A 16,363-nucleotide genomic window follows, 5' to 3' on the forward strand; every position below is an offset into this window, starting at 1 on the left:
GTTCAAGTCTCTTCCGGGGCGCCGGCAGGCCGTTCTCTGGCATGTGGACATCGAAGGCCTGAAGCCTGCCGCGGCCCCACAGTCTGCAGCGGAGGATCGTCACCAAAACGATTCCCACGACTTCCATCAGGCACATCCAGTCCCCGATCAAACTCCGTAAAAAGTAATCCCGTTTTTCGCGTCACGAATCGCCGGAAACGCGTACTTGATGGCTGGAAACCCCCTCCGTGCACGCTCCTGAAAGTGAAGCAAGAAAATCCCATGAAGCAGTCCCTTCCAGCCAAGCTGCTGGCGATTCTCCTCACTGCCACGATCGTCTCGTTGCTTGTCACGTTCCAGGCCGCAGTAAGCGCCCCTGCTGCGAATGCGGGCGGATCGGGCGGGAGTGTCACCTCGGCCGATGGGCGGATTACGGCGACGAAGACCGCCAGCACCTACAGCCTTCCGCTCGGCGGCGGGCAAGTCACCTACACCTACACGGTCACGAACAATACGACGGCGCCTGAATACTTCGTGAGCGCGACGGACGACAAGTGCGGTACGCCGTCGAGCAGCCAGCTGAGCTATGACTTTATTCGGGCCAGGTACTACATCCTCGGCGGCGCCACCGTCACCTTCACGTGCGCGCAGACGGTCACGGTCACCACGACCAACACGGCGACCTTCACCTTCAACACCGACTGCAGCTGGTGGGCTGGCTGCGCGGGTGCCCAGTCTCAGGCCGCGGCCAAGGCGACGGTCGACGTCGCGACCCCTTCTAACTACACGTGCGATGCGATCTGGTACGGATCCGTCGCTGCGGGCGCCACCCCGGGCAGCATCGGAACCGTGCTCCCCACCCTGCAGAATGTAGCGACCCTAGCACCGCCGGGCCAGACCGGGTCGTACGCGAACACCTCTGCCATCGCCATGAACCCGAAAAACCCCGGGTACGTCTACTACACCGCCCGATCCGGCAACACGTTCTTGTCGAATCTCTACCGGGTGAACCTGACCACGGGCGTCCAAGAGCAGGTGGCCTCGGGCATCTCCGCGTTCCAGACCAATCGGCTGGGCTTTGATGCGTCCGGCACCCTGTGGACCTTCGCCAACGACGGTAACTTCTACTCGTGGACCCCTACGGGCGGCGGGATCTCGCCCGCTAAGACTGCGACGTTCCCTGACGGGAACGGTGGCACGATCAATCCCCCAACGCTGACATCGGGTGACATCGCCTTCGATGGCCTCGGCAATATGTGGGCGCTCGTCTCCACCGGTTCAGGCGGCAGCATCACCACCCCCACAACCTACCTCTACACAATCTCGGCCGCACAGCTGACCACGGCCACCCCGCAGGCGACCCTCGTCGGCGTCATGACTTCCCCCGGCGGGAACACGTTCTACAACGGCCTGGCCTTCGACACGAACGGCACCCTCTACGCGACGACGAACGACGGAACCAACTCGAGCCTATACACCGTCAACAAGGACACAGGCACGACGACCCTGGTCACCACGTTCAGCAGCGCGACCCACGGCAACGCCGCCGACCTGACCTCCTGCGCCCTGCCCAAGCCGCAGCTTGTCGCGAGCAAGACCGTCTCGCCGCCCGGTCCCGTGACCGTGGGCACCACCTTGACCTACACGGTCGCCGTTAAGAACATCGGCAGCCTCTCCGCTACAGGTGCCACCTTCCAGGACTCGATGCCCGTTGGGTCGGCTTACGTGCCTGGCTCGACGAAGCTCAACGGCACTGCCGTGGCGGATTCGAGCGGTGCGATGCCGTACACCACCGCCCAACCGGTCAACGGCGGCACCACGAGCTTCAAGGGCGTCATCCCCGCCGGCGACACCGCAACCATCACCTTCCAGGTGGTGGTCAACCCCTCAGCACTGGCCACCGGCGAGGTGCGCAACCAAGGCACAGTCGTCTTCGTCGGCTCGCCCCCGATCCTTACCGATGATCCAACTAAGCCGGGCGGCACAGACCCGACGGTGACCCCGATTGCCACCCCCAACCTGGTGGCCTCCAAGAGTGTGGATCCGGCTGCCGGGACCTTGGTCAAGTCGGGCCAGGTCCTCACGTACACGCTGACCTTCGACAATACGACCGGTACGGCGCCGGCTGCCGTGAGTTACACCGACTGGCTTGGGGAAGCTTTGGATGCTTCGACCTTTGTGGCCGGCTCTATCACCACGACCACCACGGGCGGGACTCCGTTGCTTGGGACTCCTCTGGTAGTCACGAACAATTCGGGAGCGGTACCACCAAGCCTGAGCATCACTGGCACGGTGGCCGCAGGCGCGAAAAGCGTCGTGACTTACCAGGTGAAAGTCAACAACCCCGGCAGTCTTGGCAACGCCTCGGTCGAGAACTACCTGACGCCCTCGACCACCACAACACCGCCAACCACCTGCCCTGCCGGCAGCACCACCTGCACGGTCAACCCCGTGGGCGTGTGGACGCTGGGCAAGACCGCGTCCCCGGCGTCCGGAACCTCCATCAACCCCGCCGATCCAAGCGCGAGCAGGGTGATCACCTACTCCGTGACCGCCACCAACTCCACCGCCAACCCCATCACCGGTGTTATCCTCACCGATGACCTGAGCCAGGTACTGAACAACGCCACGTTCACCGCCGGATCGGCGAAACTGACCATCAATGGCGGCACACCCACCGCAGTTCCGGATCCCGGTGCCGACCTCAAGCTGGTCACCCCCTCATTCGTTCTCCCGGGCAACGGCACGGCCGTTTTGACCTACACGGTGACTGTCAACTCCAATGCGTGGCTCGTCACCCTCAAGAACGGGGCCACCGGCAACGGGCTCATCCCCCCGGTCCGATGTGCCACGGGCAGCACGGCACCGCTTGACCCGGCGTGCTTCACCACGAACCCCACCACGGGCCACCTGTTCCTGCAAAAAGCAGGGCCAGGTCCAACCCAGGGTTCCACTGTCCCGCTGACCGGCTCGACCTTTGAGATCCACAACGATGCTGCCGGGCAAATGGGCACCACCGTGGTCGGGGTGAGCAGTGACGTGTCCGGATCCCCCGGACTGGTCGAGGTCAGAAACCTGCTTCCAGGAACGTACTGGCTGCTCGAGACCAAGGCCCCGAACGGCTACTCGCTCCTAGCGACTCCAGTGAAGTTCACCGTTGCGGCCAACGGCAGCATCACGTTGGACACGGCCACCGCCGGCACCTCAGTGACAGCAAACGGCCTGACCATCACCGTCCTGGACATGGCGGCCGTCAAGCTGCCGGCCGCCGGCGGACCAGGCAACGCCGGCCTCCTCGGAGGCGCCCTTCTCGGGATCCTCCTCCTCCTCATGACTTCGCTCGCCCTCATCGTGACCAGGCGAACGGACAAAACCCCACATACCCAAACTCCGTAGCGCAGCTCCGCGCACACCAATGGGGAAACAAGAAAGGAAAACGATGAAATCATCGAAGGTGAGGCGCAGAATAGTAGCTTCCCTGGCCGCAATTGCCTCAGCAGCAATGCTTGCCCTCGGGGCAGGGGGCGCGCACGCGGCGAACACCGCGAACATCGATCCGTCCCAAACCGGTTCGCTGACCATCCACAAGTACCAGACGCCGGCCACGCCGACCAACCTGCCCAACAACGGAACAGCACTGACCCCGGCCCAGCTGGCGGGCCTGACGCCCATGGCCGGAGTCACGTTCACGGTTCAGAAGGTCAACAACATTGACCTGACAACCAACGCGGGCTGGACCGCCGCGGCCGCCCTGACACCGGCCCAGGCCGCCGCGCAGGCAGCCACTCCGGGCTCCACGGTCATCACCGACGCGGCCGGAACAGCCACCCTGGGGAACCTTCCCCTGGGCCTGTACCTCGTGACGGAGACCGGCTACCCGGCCGGCGTCACTCCCGCATCCCCGTTCCTCGTCACGCTACCCATGACGGACCCCGTGAACGAGAGCAACTGGATCTACAACGTCAACGCCTACCCCAAGAACGCCGTGACCGGGGCCACGAAGACCGTCACGGACGCCCCGGCCATCAAGCTCGGCGACAACGTTCAGTGGACCATCACCGGCGACATCCCCAATGTCAACCCGATCGATGGATACCGGATCGTGGACCAGCTCGACCCGAAGCTGACGTACACGAACTCGACGGTGGCGCTCTCCAACGGCGCCACACTGACCCTGAACACGGACTACACCATCGTGTTCGACGCGGCCACGAACACCCTCACGGTCGACTTCACCGCCAGCGGCCGGGCCATCCTGGCTGCCGACCCGACAGCCAAGGTCCTGGTGACGGTGAACACCACCGTGAACACGGTCGGCCAGATCGCGAACACGGCCTTCGTCTACTCGAACGCGGCCAGCTTCACCATCACCCCGGGCCAGCCCGGCGGACCGGTCGTCACACCCCCGGTGATTACCAAATGGGGCGACATCGTCCTGCACAAGCAGGACTCCCAGAGCTCCGCGGCCCTCGCGGGCGCCACGTTCTCGGTGTACCCGACCCAGGTCGATGCCTTGGCCGGCACCAACGCCATCACCATCGCCGGTGTCAGCTCCTGGACCACCGATGCCACCGGCAACCTCGTGATCTCCGGACTGCGCTACTCCAACTGGGCCAACGGAGCAGCTGTAAGCCCGGGCCAGCCCGGCTACCAGTCCTACTGGCTGGTGGAGACCAAGGCTCCGGCCGGCTACGAGCTGCTCGCCCAGCCGGTTGAAACGACGGTCACCAGCGCTGATCCGTCGGTCGTCACGGTGACGATCGACAACGTCCCGCACAACGCCGGATTCCAGTTGCCGCTCACCGGTGGCGTGGGAACCTGGGCCCTGACCGCCGGCGGCGTCCTCGTCTTGGCAGGCGCCGGTCTCTTCATGGTCACCGGCCGACGGAGCCGCAACGAGGCAAAGTAGCCGTCCCTCGGTGACCTGCACCCCTTGATGCAGGGTATGGGGCATCCACCACTTGGTGGATGCCCCATACAGCTCCCGTCCATCACAGCAAGAGGCCCCAATGACCCAGACCCTCGAAGAACTCATGGAGGGTTCCGAACCCGGCCCGGGCTCCCCTCGGCGCCGCAGAACCGGCAGAACGGCGACCGGACGCAAGGGCATCCGATTCGGTCTTGCTGACCGGAGGCTCGTAACGATGATGGTGATCGCAGCCGTCGGGCTGGGCCTGGTCCTCTACCCACAGGCAGCGGACTGGTTCAGTTCGATCTCCCACAACACCCAGCTTTCCGGCTACGCGCAGGAAGTGGAACAGCTGGAACCCTCGGCCCGGACGAAAGTGCTGGACCGGGCACGCGAATACAACTCCCGCATCCCGCCAGGTCAGCTGCGGGACCCCTACTCCGCCGCTGCCCCCACCCCGGCCATGAACGGGCCGCTGGAGGACTACCAAAGCCAATTGAACGTGGCCAACGACGAGGTGATCGGCAGATTCCGCTACCCCTCGCTGAACATCGATCTACCCATCTTCCACGGAACCAGCGACGACGTCCTGGCCAAAGGAGTCGGCCACCTCTACGGCTCCTCCCTTCCCGTCGGCGGCCCCGGTACACACAGCGTCCTGACATCCCACTCGGGAATCCCGAACGCGGAACTCTTCAACCCCCTCCACAACGCGAAAACGGGTGACATCTTCTCCACCGAAGTCATGGACCACACCTTCCTGTACCAGGTGAACAAGATCGAGGTGGTCAAACCGGACGACATTTCCTCCCTCAAGATCACCGCAGCCGAGGACTCCATCACACTGGTCACGTGCACCCCCATCGGAGTGAACTCGCACCGGCTCCTCGTCCACGCCTCGCGGATCGCGGATCTTCCCAAAGACGCCCCGGAGCAGAAAACCCTGGCAGGACGCCAAACCAACACCGGATTCCCGTTCTGGGCCGTCTACTTCATCGGAGGCCTGCTGGCCTTCTACCTGGCATCCATACTCCGGAACCGCCGACCCAAGCGATGATCCAAACGCTTCGGGCGCGCAAAGGCCTGAGACGCACCTACCTGCAGACAAGGAAGCAACCACAATGGCTACACAATTCAATCTCTACGTTGACGCGGATGCCAGCCTGAGATTCCAACTCGTCACCGGAAACGGAGACGTGCTGCTCACCTCCGATGCTTTTGCGGACGAGGATGCGGCAATCGCAGCGATCTGGTCAGTGCGCGAGGCCGCGGCGAAAGGGCGCATCGTTGATCTCACCAGTTCAGGACCCGAAACCACACCGCCGGCTAACCTCGGCATTGAGCCAGTCGATCTCTGATTCAGCGGATGCGGAGGCGTCCGTTCTCCATGGATCGCATGCCAGACCGTGCCTCATACAGTCGTATGCCCCCATGCGGTCTACGGCAGGAGAGCCGCTGGCAGAGGGTGTGAGCCCTACGCGCCGTGCTTGGCCAGCCTGAATTCGAGTCCGTTGCGGACGGCGGGCCACTCGTGCTCCAGGATGGAGAAGACCACGGTGTCGCGGAGGGCGCCGTCTGCGCTGCGCGAGTGGTTCCGCAGGACGCCGTCCTGCTTGGCCCCGAGCCGGGCGATGGCTTCCCTCGACTGCTGGTTCAGCCAGTGCGTGCGGAACTCCACGGCGGGGCACCCGAGGGTTTCGAAGGCGTGGCGCAGGAGCAGCAGCTTGGAATCGGGGTTGCTGCCGCTGCCGTGGGCCGAGGCCGCGTTCCAGGTGGATCCGATCTCCACGCGGGGAGTGGCGGCGTCGATGTTCATGTAGGTGGTCATGCCGATGAGCTTGCCGGTGGCGTTGAGGCGGGTGGCGAAAGGCAGCATGGACCCCTGGTCCTGCAGGGCCAGGCGCCGCCCGATCTCCGCCGCCATGCCGTCCGGTTCCGGAACGGAGGTGTACCAGAGTTTCCAGAGTTCGCCGTCGCGGACGGCCTCCACCAGTCCGTCGTGGTGGTCATGGCTGAGGGGCTCCAGGGTCACGTACCGGCCGCTCAGGGTAATGGGTTCAAATGAGGTCACCGTGCCAGCCTAGTGGTGGCCCCGACAGACAAAGTACCGGCCGCCGGTGACGCCCGGGTACTTTCGGGCGTAGCCTGCGAATGACCGTATCCGTGCGACTAAGGGGAAGTCCCGTGAAAGTCTTCAATGCCCGACGCCGGCCGCTTGCTTTGGCTGCCGCCCTCGCCTCCGTCACCCTCGCGTTGTCCTTGTCCGGCGCTCCGGCACAGGCCGCCCCGGCTCCGCAGCCGGCCGCCAAGCAGGCCGCCGTCTACGTTGCGCTCGGCGATTCCTACGCTGCCGGCACCGGCGGCGGCGCCACCGTCCAGAGCCCGTACCTTCCGTTCCAGTGCCTGCAGACCGCCAAGGCCTACCCGGCCCTGCTGGGCGGCACCAACCTCGGCTGCTTCGGGGCCACCACCGCCGACGTTCGGTTCATCGCCTCAAGCTTCGCTCCGCTGCTGGCCCCGGCCACCGAAGTGACCATCACCGCCGGCGGAAACGATGCCGGAGTCGGCAATGTCACCGCCGTCTGCGTTCCCGATCCTGCCGGCCTGGCCTGCGCAGCCGCCGTTGCCGCCGCGCAGGCCGCCTTGCCGGCCGTGCCGGGGAATGTGGCCGCCATGGTGGCCCATGTCAGGCCCCTGGCGCCGAATGCCGACATCGTGCTGACCGGCTATCCGCGGCTGTTCACCATCACCAGCGCCATGCCGCCCGCGCAGCGGGCGCTGGCCACCACGCTGAACGGCATGGCCGACCAGCTCAACGCCGCCGTCAAGGCCGGGGCTGATGCCGCCGGCGTGCCTTTCGTGGATGTGACCAACCGATTCAAGGGCCACGGGGTCGGTTCCGACACGCCGTGGATCAACTTCGACGGCACCCCCTTCAACCCGGACAATTTCCACCCGAATGCGGCCGGATACACCAACGGCTACCGGCCGGCAGTGGACACCGCCGTCAAGAGGTGAGCGGGCACGTGCTCCGGGGATGACCCGGGAGCAGGAACGTCAGTCGTTCCAGTCGAAGAAGCCCTTGCCGCTCTTGCGTCCAAGCTCTCCGCGGGCCACTTTGTCGCGCAGGATCTGCGGCGGGGCGAAGCGCTCACCCAGCGTGGAGTGCAGGTATTCGGCAATGCCCAGGCGCACGTCCAGGCCAACGATGTCCGTGGTTTTCAGCGGGCCGGTGGGGTGCTTGTAGCCAAGCACCATCGCGGCATCGATGTCCTCGGCAGAGGCGACGCCTTCCTCCACCATGCGCATCGCCTCCAGTGCGATGGCCACGCCCAGGCGGGAGGACGCGAACCCCGGAGCGTCGTTCACCACGACGGCGGTCTTGCCGAGTGCCTCGGTCCAGTCCCTGGCGGCTGCTGCGAGTTCGGGCGAGGTCTCCTTGGCCAGGACCACCTCGATGAGGGTGGAGGCAGGCACCGGGTTGAAGAAGTGCAGGCCCACAAAGTTGCCAGGGCGGCGGAGGGTGCTCGCCAGCGCCGTGACGGAAAGTGAGGAGGTGTTGGAGGCCAGGAAGGCGTCTGCGGAAAGGTGCTCTTCCACGGCCTTCAGGGCCGAGACCTTCAGCTCGTAGTCCTCCGGCACGGCTTCCACCACCAGCCCGCAGTGGATGAAGGATTCGTAGTCGGTGGAGGTGCTGAAGCGGGACAGCGCCTCCTCGGCTGTTTCGTTCAGGGTGCCGCGGGCCGCGGACTTGGCCACGGCCTCGGCCACGCGGTCCTGGGCGCCGGCGGCGGATGTGTGGTCCCGTTCCACCACCACCACCGTGGCGCCCTTGATGAGGAAGGCGTGGGCGATGCCTGCGCCCATGCGGCCGCCGCCGAGGACTCCGACAACGTGCGGGATGGCGGGAACAGCTGTCATTTCTCGGTCCTGTCTGCGGTGGTGCCTGTGGTGGATGCGGTGGAACCGGCGTCGGGCCTTTTGTCTGTGTTCTTCCGGTCCAGGAACGCCTGCATGCGGTCGAACTTCGCCTGCGATTCGAAGAGGATGCCCTGGGCGAGGGTATCGATCAGCGGATGGGCCTCGGCCGGGGCGTGGAAGACGGACTTGGTGATGCGGACGGCCAGGGGATCCTGCCGGGAGATGCGGTCCGCCAGATTGTGGGCGGCCTCCATCAGCAGCGGGGCCTCGTGGATTTCGGTGATCAGGTTAACCCGCAGGGCGTCCTCGGCACGGAGAACCAGGCCCGCCAGGAGGATCTCCTTGGCCACCGGCTCGCCCACGAGCTCCTTGAGCCGCCAGGAGGCACCCGCTGCGGCCAGGATGCCCAGGCCGGTTTCGGGGTTGCCGATGCGTACGCTCGGCGTCCCGATGCGGAAGTCAGCGGCGTAGGCGAGCTCCGCGCCGCCGCCCAGGCAGTAGCCGTCCAGCGCCGCGATGACGGGCATGGGCAGCTTGGCGATCCGCACGAAGATGGTGGAGTTGATGCCCTGCAAGGCGTCATCGCGGCGGCGTTCGCGCAGCTGGCCGATGTCCGCGCCGGAGGCAAACACGCCATCCGTACCGGCGATGATGAGGATCTTCGGTTCGCGTTCAAGGTAGGCGCAGACGGCGTGGAGTTCGTCCACCATCTGCTGGTCAATCGCGTTGCGGACCTCGGGCCGGTTGAGCAGGACCGTGAGGCGGTCTTCGCGTTCCTCGATGAGGAGCGTGCCGAAGTCTTCCGGGTTCAGTGCCATCAGACGCCTTCCAGCAGCATTGCGGTGCCCTGCCCGACGCCGATGCACATCGTGGCGAGGCCGATCTTGCGTTCCGTTCCGGCGAGCTCCCGCTCCATGCGGCCCAGGAGGGTGATGGCGATACGCGAGCCGCTGGAACCCAGCGGGTGCCCCAGGGAGATCGCACCGCCGTCGAGGTTGACGATCTCCGGGTCCAGCCCCAGGCGGCGCATGCTCGCGAGCGACTGGGTGGCGAAGGCTTCGTTGAGTTCCACCGCGGAGATGTCGTCCACGGAGAGCCCGGTGCGGGCCAGGACCTTCTGCGTTGCCGGCACCGGGCCGATGCCCATGATCTCGGGCTCGCAGCCGGCTGAAGCGCCGTCGATGATGCGGGCCCGCGGCGTGAGGCCGAACTTCTGGATGGCCGCTTCCGAGGCCACGATGATGGCGGAGGCGCCGTCGTTGAGCGTGGAGGAGTTGCCGGCCGTGACGATGGATCCGCCGGCCACCACGGGGCGGAGTCCGGAAAGGACGTCCATGGTGGTGCCCTCGCGCGGGCCTTCGTCGGTGTCCACCACGGTTTCGCCCTTGCGGGTCTTGACGGTGACGGGGACGATTTCGTCCTTGAAGCGGCCGCCTGCGATGGCGGCCAGGGCGCGCTCGTGGGAGCGGACGGCGAAGGCGTCGGCGTCCTCGCGGCTGATGCCGTCCACGCGGCCCACTTCCTCGGCGGTTTCCGGCATGGAGTACGTCATCTTGCCGCCACGGGACAGCTCGCCCTTGGTGAAGAGCGGGTTGGCGAAGCGCCAGCCGATGGAGGTATCGAAGATCTGGCCGGGTTTGGCGAAGGCCGTGGCGGGCTTCTCCTGGACCCAGGGGGCGCGGCTCATGGATTCGACGCCGCCGGCCACCACGATGTCCGCGGCGCCGGACTTGATCATCTGGCTGGCCATGATGATGGCGCTCAGCCCGGAGGCGCAGAGGCGGTTGACGGTGATGCCAGGGATGTGGAGCGGGAGGCCTGCCAGGATGGTGGCCATGCGGGCCACGTTGCGGTTTTCCTCGCCGGCGCCGTTCGCGTTCCCGAGGATGACCTCGTCTATGGCATCCGGGTCCACGCCGGCCCGGGCCACGGCCTCGCGGACCACCAGTGCAGCAAGGTCATCGGGGCGGACGGAGGAAAGTGCGCCGCCGTACCGGCCTACGGGTGTGCGGGCACCGCCAACAAGAAAAGCCTCAACCATGAGAACATCCTTCGCGAAGGGAAAAGGGCCGGCGCGGGAATAAATTACCGACCGTTCGTTCTATAAAGATTACACGCTGCCGCCAAGCGGTCAACAGATGAAGCCCCCTTCGCCACCGGCTACACCACGCGGATTCCCAGGTGCCCGGCCAGCAGGGGCGCCAGCAGGCCGAGCTGGTAGTCGTCGATCACCACGCCCGCCAGGCCGTCGAGTCCGTTGATCGCCCGGAAGTCGGTGCCGCGGAGGTCCACGTCCTTGAGCTTGGCGCCGGTGACGTCCAGCGTCCCGATGGTGCAGTTCTTCAACGCCACGCGGTTGGCGGTGCAGGCGCCGAGATCGAGCTCGTTGATGATGCAGTCGGAGATCAGCACGTCCACCAGCTTGGAACCGCGCAGGTTCACATAGTCCAGCTTGCCGCCGTCGATCCTCACCGAGCGCCAGCTGCCCTCGTACAGTTCGGCGGAACCCCAGCGCGGATTGCCGATCTCCACCTCCTGCCACGAGGTCCGGGCCGCCATGAGGACCGGCGCATAGGGTTCGGCCAGGACGCAGTCCCGGAACGTGGCCCCGCGCAGCTGGGTTTCGTTGAAGGAGACGCCCGCGAATTCGCATTCGATGAAGTCGGTGCCGCTCAGCTCCAGGCCGTCGGCCGAGGCACGGCGGTACCGGACGCCGTCGTACCGTTCGCCGCGCTGGAAGTCCGGGGCGTCGTCGTCCCGCAGCCCGTCCAGGCGGACGGGGGAAAGGCGCGGGGCGGCGACCTTCGCTGCCGTCACTGGAGCGACTCGGCCTTCGCGGCGATCTCCGCCAGGTCCTTGGCAAGCGCCTTGCGCGTCATGCTCATGCCGAGCTTCCCGAAAAGGGCCATGGAGATCTTGCTCAGGAGGGTGGGTTTGAGGATCTCGGCGCCGAAGGACAGCGTCAGCTGCGTGCCGCCGTCGTGCTCTTCCAAGGTGAAGCGGGTGGTGTAGTCGGCGCCGCCCTGCAAGGCCTTGACCGTGGTGCTGCGCGGCGGATCCGTCTGCGACACCCACATTTCCACGGTTTCCTGCCGGCCCATCATGGTGCGGGTCTCCTTCCAGCGGGTGCCCTCGCCGTAGGGGCCGTCGCTGAGCATCTGGATGGCGTCAATGCCGGAAAGGGTGGCTGCGGAGCCGGGAATGTCCGAGATGACGGCCCAGACCTTGTCCGGGGCTGCGTTGACGTGCTGGCTGAGGCTGGTGCTGTGGTCCATGGACTGAGCCTAGCCCCGGCCCCGGACAGTCCCAAGTGGCTGGCATTAGTGGTTGTTTTGGGCCCTCAGAACAACCACTAATGCCAGCCAGATGGGTGCGCATGCGCAAAGCCTGTGGATAACCGTCCGCACGCCATGAACGTTTGCCAGCATAGGGGAATGCGCATCCCGGAACAGTTGCCCGCTCCCCTTGCGTCGGCGCCTTTCACCTGGCAGGAAGCGCTCGACGCCGGTGTCTCCCGGCAGCGGTGGAGGCACCGAGCGCTTGACTCACCGAGCAGAGGAATCCGCGCTCCGAATACGGACCAGACATTGGAGCTTTCCGCCGCGGTCCGGCCCTACACCGTGGTCACACCTTTTTCGGCGGCCTCCCACGCCACGGCCTTCGTTCTCTGGGACTTTCCAGGCTTCCTGCCCGGCAGCCACGAAGCCGCCATTCACATCTCCCGCCCTGACACCATGGCGATCCCGCGAAGGAAGGGGGTGGTGGGGCATGCAGGTCAATTCTTCGACGACGAAATTACCAACCTCGCCGGTTTGCTCATCACCAGCAGGGCACGGACCTGGCTCGACTGCGCGCGCAAGATGACCACCAACGAAATTACGGTGGTGGCGGACCATCTGCTGCGGATACCAAGGCCCGAGTTTGAAGGGCGCAGCGAGCCATTCTGCACGCGCGAAGACCTCGAAGGCATGCTGGACCGCCACAAGGGAACACCGGGCATCCGCAAGGCGCGGCTGGCCCTGGAACAGGCGCGGATCGGGGCGGATTCAGCCCCCGAAACCCGCCTCAGGCTGGCACTTGAGTGGGCTGGGCTGCCCGAAGCGGAAGTCAACAAGCCCACTGAGCTGAGTTTCGGCGTCGTACGTCAACCGGATCTTTCCTATCCCGAGCACCGCGTGGCCGTCGAATACGAGGGCGAGGGGCACTCCGATCCGGCACAGATAGTACGGGACATCGCCCGCGAGGAAGACTTCAGCCGCGCTGGGTGGATCCCAGTCAGGATCTCCAAACGACACATGACGAACGACGCAAGGTCCGCTGTCGCAAAGGTCCGGACCGCGCTGACTGACCGCGGGTGGACACCCAAGTGACTGGCATTAGTGGTTGTTTAGAGCCCCCAAAACAACCACTAATGCGGGCTAGTTGGGGGGGATTAGAGCACGACGGCAGGTGCCTCCCCCAGATGGAAGCACCCACCGTCGGCATGGCCCAGCGTACTAAGAGATGGGCAAAGTCGGAAGGCTAACTGAACAGCTCATTCTTCGGCTCGTTGTTCTTGACCTTCTGCCAGCCAAGCCACAGGACCACGGCAAAGAACGGGATCGTGGCCAGGGTCCACAGGCCCAGGAGGTACACCTCGCCGGTCTTGCTGGTCATGGTGTCGAAGCCGATCAGCACAGTGATCGCCAGCAGCGCCACCAGGCCCAGCCAGCTGGTCCACGGAGAACCGGGCATCGGCAGGCTGGAGACGTTGCCGCGCTTCTTGCGCAGCGCGATCTGGCTGGCGAAGATGGTGCCCCAGGTGAAGATGACCCCGATGGACGCCGTGTTCAGTGCGAGGTCGAAGGCGTGGGAGCCACCCAGCCAGATGTTCAGCAGGATGCCCACCAGGTACACGCCGCCGATCGCCAGGATGGCCGCGTACGGGACGTGGCGCGTGGACATCTTGGTCAGCCACTGCGGCGCGTGGCCGTTGTTGGCCATGGTGCGGAAGATGCGGCCGATCGAGTACAGGCCGGAGTTGCAGGAGGACAGGGCGGCGGTGATGACGATCATGTTCATGACATCGCCCATCCAGCCCAGGCCCATCTGGCCGAAGACCGTAACGAACGGCGAGGTGCCGGCCACGTACCGGTCCGAGGGAAGCAGCATGGCGAGGAGCATGACGGAACCGACGTAGAACACCACGATGCGGACCACGACGGCGCGGATCGCCTTGGGAACTTCGCGTTCCGGGTTCTGCATCTCGCCGGCGGTGATGCCGACGAGTTCAATGGCGTTGTAGGCGAAGATCACGGCGTTGAGGACCAGGATCATCACCAGGCCGCCCTTGGGGAACATGCCGCCGTCGCCGCTGAACAGGTTGTTCACGGAGGCGTGGCCTGCGCCCACCTGCGCGTTGGTGGCCACCATGAAGGTGCCCACGGCCAGGAAGATCACAATCGCGGCGACCTTGAGGCAGGAGGCCCAGAATTCGAACTCGCCGAAGGCCTTGACGCTGAACAGGTTCACGGCCACCAGCAGCACCAGCGCTGCGATGGCGGACAGTTCAACGGGGACGTTCGGGAAGAAGAACTGGAAGTACAGGCCGATCGCGATGAGTTCGGCAATGCCGGTCATGGCCCAGTTGATGAAGTACATCCAGCCGGAGAGGAAGGCGCCCTTCTTGCCGAACATTTCGCCGGCGTAGCTGACGAAGGAGCCTGACGTCTGGCGGTACATGATGAGTTCGCCGAGGGCCCGCATCAGCAGGTAGGCGATGACGCCGGCGATGGCGTAGGAGAAGATCAGGGCCGGGCCCGTGGAGGCGAGGCGGCCGCCCGCGCCCATGAACAGGCCGACGCCGATGGCGCCGCCCATGGCGATCATGGTGACGTGGCGGCGGCTGAGGGTCTTCTGGTAGCCCTCGGCGCTGAGGGTCGAGCCGACGGCGTTGGATACTGCCGTGGGGCTCTGGAGTTCTGTGGGGGTACTTTGCGGCACAGCTGTTCCTTGTGGGTCGGGGTCTTGCTGTAAGGGGGTCGCGCCAATGCCGGAACACAGGCAGTTTTGCACACTTAATTCGAGGTTTTCCCGCTTGGGAGCCTGACTGTGAGCCAAAGACCGCGAAACGTCGAAGGTTCGCGCAACCCGTTTATCTTACTGGATCCGCGGGGCAACCCGTGACGCAGGCAACAAAGAACGCCCGGGACCGAGATAGGCCGAAGAACCATCCGCGCCCGTGACGTGGTCGGCCAGGACGGCGGCTTGCTCCCACAAGGGCGCCACCAGGCCGTAAGCCTCGCCCCGGTACTGCGCACAGTCGCCCACTGCATAGATGTCTTCTTCGTCCATGACGCGCAGCTGATCGTCCACCACGATGGCCCGCTCCACCTCCAGCGCACTGACGACGGCGACATCGACGTTGGGCCTGACGCCCGCCGCCACTACCACCATGTCGCAGTCGAGGGCGGCCTGGCTGCCCAGCCGGATGCCCGTGATCCGGTCCTTGCCCAGGATCGCGGCGGGACCCCCGCCGGAGCGCACCAGGGCCACGTCCATTCCGCGGCTTCGCAGCCCCCGGGCCGCCTCCACGCCGGGCAATCCGCCGCCGATCACCACGGCCCGCCGGTGGTGCTCCTCCCGGGCGAACTGGACCATCCTTCGGGTATCGTCCATGGTCCGGAAGGTGAAGACGCCGTGCCGCAAGGATCCGCTGGGCGTGTGGATACCGTCCATGGGCGGCAGGTATGAACGGCTTCCCGTCGCGATGATCAGGACGTCGTAGGGCACCACGCGGCCGTCACCAGTGAAGACGTGCTTGCTGTACTTGTCCACCCGGTCCACACGGACCCCGGCATGCAGGGTGATGTTGTTTTCCCAGTACCAGGGCAGGGCGTTGAGGACGATGTCCGCCTCGCTTTCCTTGCCGGAGAGCACGCGGCCGAGCAACGTCCGGTTGTAGTTCCCGTATGGCTCGTCACCGAACATGGTGATCTCAAACTGGGCGGCACCGCCACGGGCCAGGATGTCTTCCACAGTCCGTGCGCCGGCCATTCCGTTGCCGATCACCACCAGCCGCCGCATCAGTGCTCCACCATGCCCAGATCCACCACCACGGCTCCCCGCACACCCGCGGCCGCGACCATGAACAGCTCGATCACCGAACCGCCGTCGGTGTCTTCCACCACGCGGAGCGGCACGTGCACATCGCCTTTGGCGCCGATCGGGAAGTACCGCATGGGGACGCCGTCACGCATGAGGATCACTGTGATGAGCTCCGGGCTCGAATTGCCGCCACGGAAGTACAACGTCTGATTGATGACGCCGTCCGGGACGAAGTGGGAGAGCTCAGCGTGGATAGGAACCGGCTTGTCCAGCCCGGATCCCTCGAAAGGGTAGATGCCCTGCAGGAAGAGATTCTTGACGATCACGGGGCAAGTCCTTTCAGCCGGCTGACACCCTTCCATGGTGCTCCGCCGCTGTTTCAGAACACGCCGCCGTATGTTTCCGCGCGCAGGCCAGAAGGTAACCATCCGTTTGCGGCCTGCTCACCGCCGCGTGAATCCCGTGCAG

The 16,363-nt window shown here is 65.5% G+C and carries 15 protein-coding genes; 6 read left to right on the top strand and 9 right to left on the bottom strand.

Going from position 1 to position 16,363, the window contains the following annotated elements; genetic code table 11:
* Nucleotides 1-261 precede the first annotated feature (261 nt).
* From NVV90_RS16385 to NVV90_RS16400, 4 genes are all read left to right on the top strand, one after another.
* Nucleotides 262-3,375, top strand: a complete 3,114-nt coding sequence (locus NVV90_RS16385; RefSeq protein WP_258438301.1) for a SpaA isopeptide-forming pilin-related protein — start codon at nt 262-264, stop codon at nt 3,373-3,375.
* A 43-nt stretch (nt 3,376-3,418) separates the two neighbouring features.
* A complete protein-coding gene (locus tag NVV90_RS16390) occupies nt 3,419-4,888 on the top strand; it encodes a SpaH/EbpB family LPXTG-anchored major pilin (RefSeq protein ID WP_258438302.1) in 1,470 nt (489 codons plus the stop codon).
* A gap of 100 nt (nt 4,889-4,988) precedes the next feature.
* Nucleotides 4,989-5,945 carry a class C sortase gene (locus NVV90_RS16395; protein ID WP_258438303.1) on the top strand — a complete coding sequence of 319 codons (957 nt, stop codon included), beginning with the start codon at nt 4,989-4,991 and terminating at the stop codon, nt 5,943-5,945.
* Nucleotides 5,946-6,009: 64 nt separating this feature from the next.
* Nucleotides 6,010-6,246 carry a DUF1508 domain-containing protein gene (locus tag NVV90_RS16400; RefSeq protein ID WP_258438304.1) on the top strand — a complete coding sequence of 79 codons (237 nt, stop codon included), beginning with the start codon at nt 6,010-6,012 and terminating at the stop codon, nt 6,244-6,246.
* Nucleotides 6,247-6,362: 116 nt separating this feature from the next.
* On the opposite strand, the gene NVV90_RS16405 is transcribed toward NVV90_RS16400, so the two are convergent.
* A complete protein-coding gene (locus NVV90_RS16405) occupies nt 6,363-6,959 on the bottom strand; it encodes a GNAT family N-acetyltransferase (protein ID WP_258438305.1) in 597 nt (198 codons plus the stop codon).
* A gap of 113 nt (nt 6,960-7,072) precedes the next feature.
* Between NVV90_RS16405 and NVV90_RS16410 the strand changes: the two genes are divergently transcribed.
* Complete coding sequence (locus tag NVV90_RS16410; RefSeq protein WP_258438306.1) at nt 7,073-7,906, top strand: SGNH/GDSL hydrolase family protein; 834 nt, start codon at nt 7,073-7,075, stop codon at nt 7,904-7,906.
* A gap of 39 nt (nt 7,907-7,945) precedes the next feature.
* On the opposite strand, the gene NVV90_RS16415 is transcribed toward NVV90_RS16410, so the two are convergent.
* From NVV90_RS16415 to NVV90_RS16435, 5 genes are all read right to left on the bottom strand, one after another.
* Nucleotides 7,946-8,809 (bottom strand): 3-hydroxyacyl-CoA dehydrogenase family protein, encoded by an 864-nt coding sequence (locus NVV90_RS16415; protein ID WP_258438307.1) that lies wholly within the window; start codon nt 8,807-8,809, stop codon nt 7,946-7,948.
* Nucleotides 8,806-9,627 carry an enoyl-CoA hydratase/isomerase family protein gene (locus NVV90_RS16420; RefSeq protein WP_258438308.1) on the bottom strand — a complete coding sequence of 274 codons (822 nt, stop codon included), beginning with the start codon at nt 9,625-9,627 and terminating at the stop codon, nt 8,806-8,808. The genes NVV90_RS16415 and NVV90_RS16420 overlap by 4 nt, the downstream gene beginning before the upstream one ends.
* Complete coding sequence (locus NVV90_RS16425) at nt 9,627-10,850, bottom strand: acetyl-CoA C-acyltransferase (RefSeq protein ID WP_258438309.1); 1,224 nt, start codon at nt 10,848-10,850, stop codon at nt 9,627-9,629. Before NVV90_RS16425 ends, NVV90_RS16420 begins: the two co-directional genes overlap by 1 nt.
* Nucleotides 10,851-10,969: 119 nt before the next feature.
* Entirely contained in the window at nt 10,970-11,626 is a 657-nt protein-coding gene (locus tag NVV90_RS16430) for a pentapeptide repeat-containing protein (RefSeq protein ID WP_258438310.1), read from the bottom strand.
* Nucleotides 11,623-12,084 (bottom strand): SRPBCC family protein, encoded by a 462-nt coding sequence (locus tag NVV90_RS16435; protein WP_258438311.1) that lies wholly within the window; start codon nt 12,082-12,084, stop codon nt 11,623-11,625. The genes NVV90_RS16430 and NVV90_RS16435 overlap by 4 nt, the downstream gene beginning before the upstream one ends.
* A gap of 312 nt (nt 12,085-12,396) precedes the next feature.
* Here NVV90_RS16435 and NVV90_RS16440 point away from each other — a divergent pair, with 312 nt between their 5' ends.
* A complete protein-coding gene (locus NVV90_RS16440) occupies nt 12,397-13,179 on the top strand; it encodes a hypothetical protein (protein ID WP_258438312.1) in 783 nt (260 codons plus the stop codon).
* A 151-nt stretch (nt 13,180-13,330) separates the two neighbouring features.
* On the opposite strand, the gene NVV90_RS16445 is transcribed toward NVV90_RS16440, so the two are convergent.
* From NVV90_RS16445 to NVV90_RS16455, 3 genes are all read right to left on the bottom strand, one after another.
* Entirely contained in the window at nt 13,331-14,791 is a 1,461-nt protein-coding gene (locus NVV90_RS16445) for an amino acid permease (protein WP_258438313.1), read from the bottom strand.
* A gap of 156 nt (nt 14,792-14,947) precedes the next feature.
* A complete protein-coding gene (locus NVV90_RS16450) occupies nt 14,948-15,874 on the bottom strand; it encodes an NAD(P)/FAD-dependent oxidoreductase (protein ID WP_258438314.1) in 927 nt (308 codons plus the stop codon).
* Nucleotides 15,874-16,221 carry a molybdopterin oxidoreductase gene (locus NVV90_RS16455; protein ID WP_258438315.1) on the bottom strand — a complete coding sequence of 116 codons (348 nt, stop codon included), beginning with the start codon at nt 16,219-16,221 and terminating at the stop codon, nt 15,874-15,876. The genes NVV90_RS16450 and NVV90_RS16455 overlap by 1 nt, the downstream gene beginning before the upstream one ends.
* Nucleotides 16,222-16,363 lie beyond the last annotated feature (142 nt).

Origin of the sequence: Arthrobacter sp. CJ23 (genome assembly GCF_024741795.1) — a bacterium.
In the GTDB taxonomy this organism is placed as follows: domain Bacteria; phylum Actinomycetota; class Actinomycetes; order Actinomycetales; family Micrococcaceae; genus Arthrobacter.

Coding starts and splice junctions, on each gene's coding strand:
- NVV90_RS16400 (WP_258438304.1), top strand. CDS start 6,010: ATGGCTACACAATTCAATCTCTACGTTGACGCGGATGCCAGCCTGAGA.
- NVV90_RS16395 (WP_258438303.1), top strand. CDS start 4,989: ATGACCCAGACCCTCGAAGAACTCATGGAGGGTTCCGAACCCGGCCCG.
- NVV90_RS16420 (WP_258438308.1), bottom strand. CDS start 9,627: ATGGCACTGAACCCGGAAGACTTCGGCACGCTCCTCATCGAGGAACGC.
- NVV90_RS16435 (WP_258438311.1), bottom strand. CDS start 12,084: ATGGACCACAGCACCAGCCTCAGCCAGCACGTCAACGCAGCCCCGGAC.
- NVV90_RS16415 (WP_258438307.1), bottom strand. CDS start 8,809: ATGACAGCTGTTCCCGCCATCCCGCACGTTGTCGGAGTCCTCGGCGGC.
- NVV90_RS16390 (WP_258438302.1), top strand. CDS start 3,419: ATGAAATCATCGAAGGTGAGGCGCAGAATAGTAGCTTCCCTGGCCGCA.
- NVV90_RS16425 (WP_258438309.1), bottom strand. CDS start 10,850: ATGGTTGAGGCTTTTCTTGTTGGCGGTGCCCGCACACCCGTAGGCCGG.
- NVV90_RS16450 (WP_258438314.1), bottom strand. CDS start 15,874: ATGCGGCGGCTGGTGGTGATCGGCAACGGAATGGCCGGCGCACGGACT.
- NVV90_RS16385 (WP_258438301.1), top strand. CDS start 262: ATGAAGCAGTCCCTTCCAGCCAAGCTGCTGGCGATTCTCCTCACTGCC.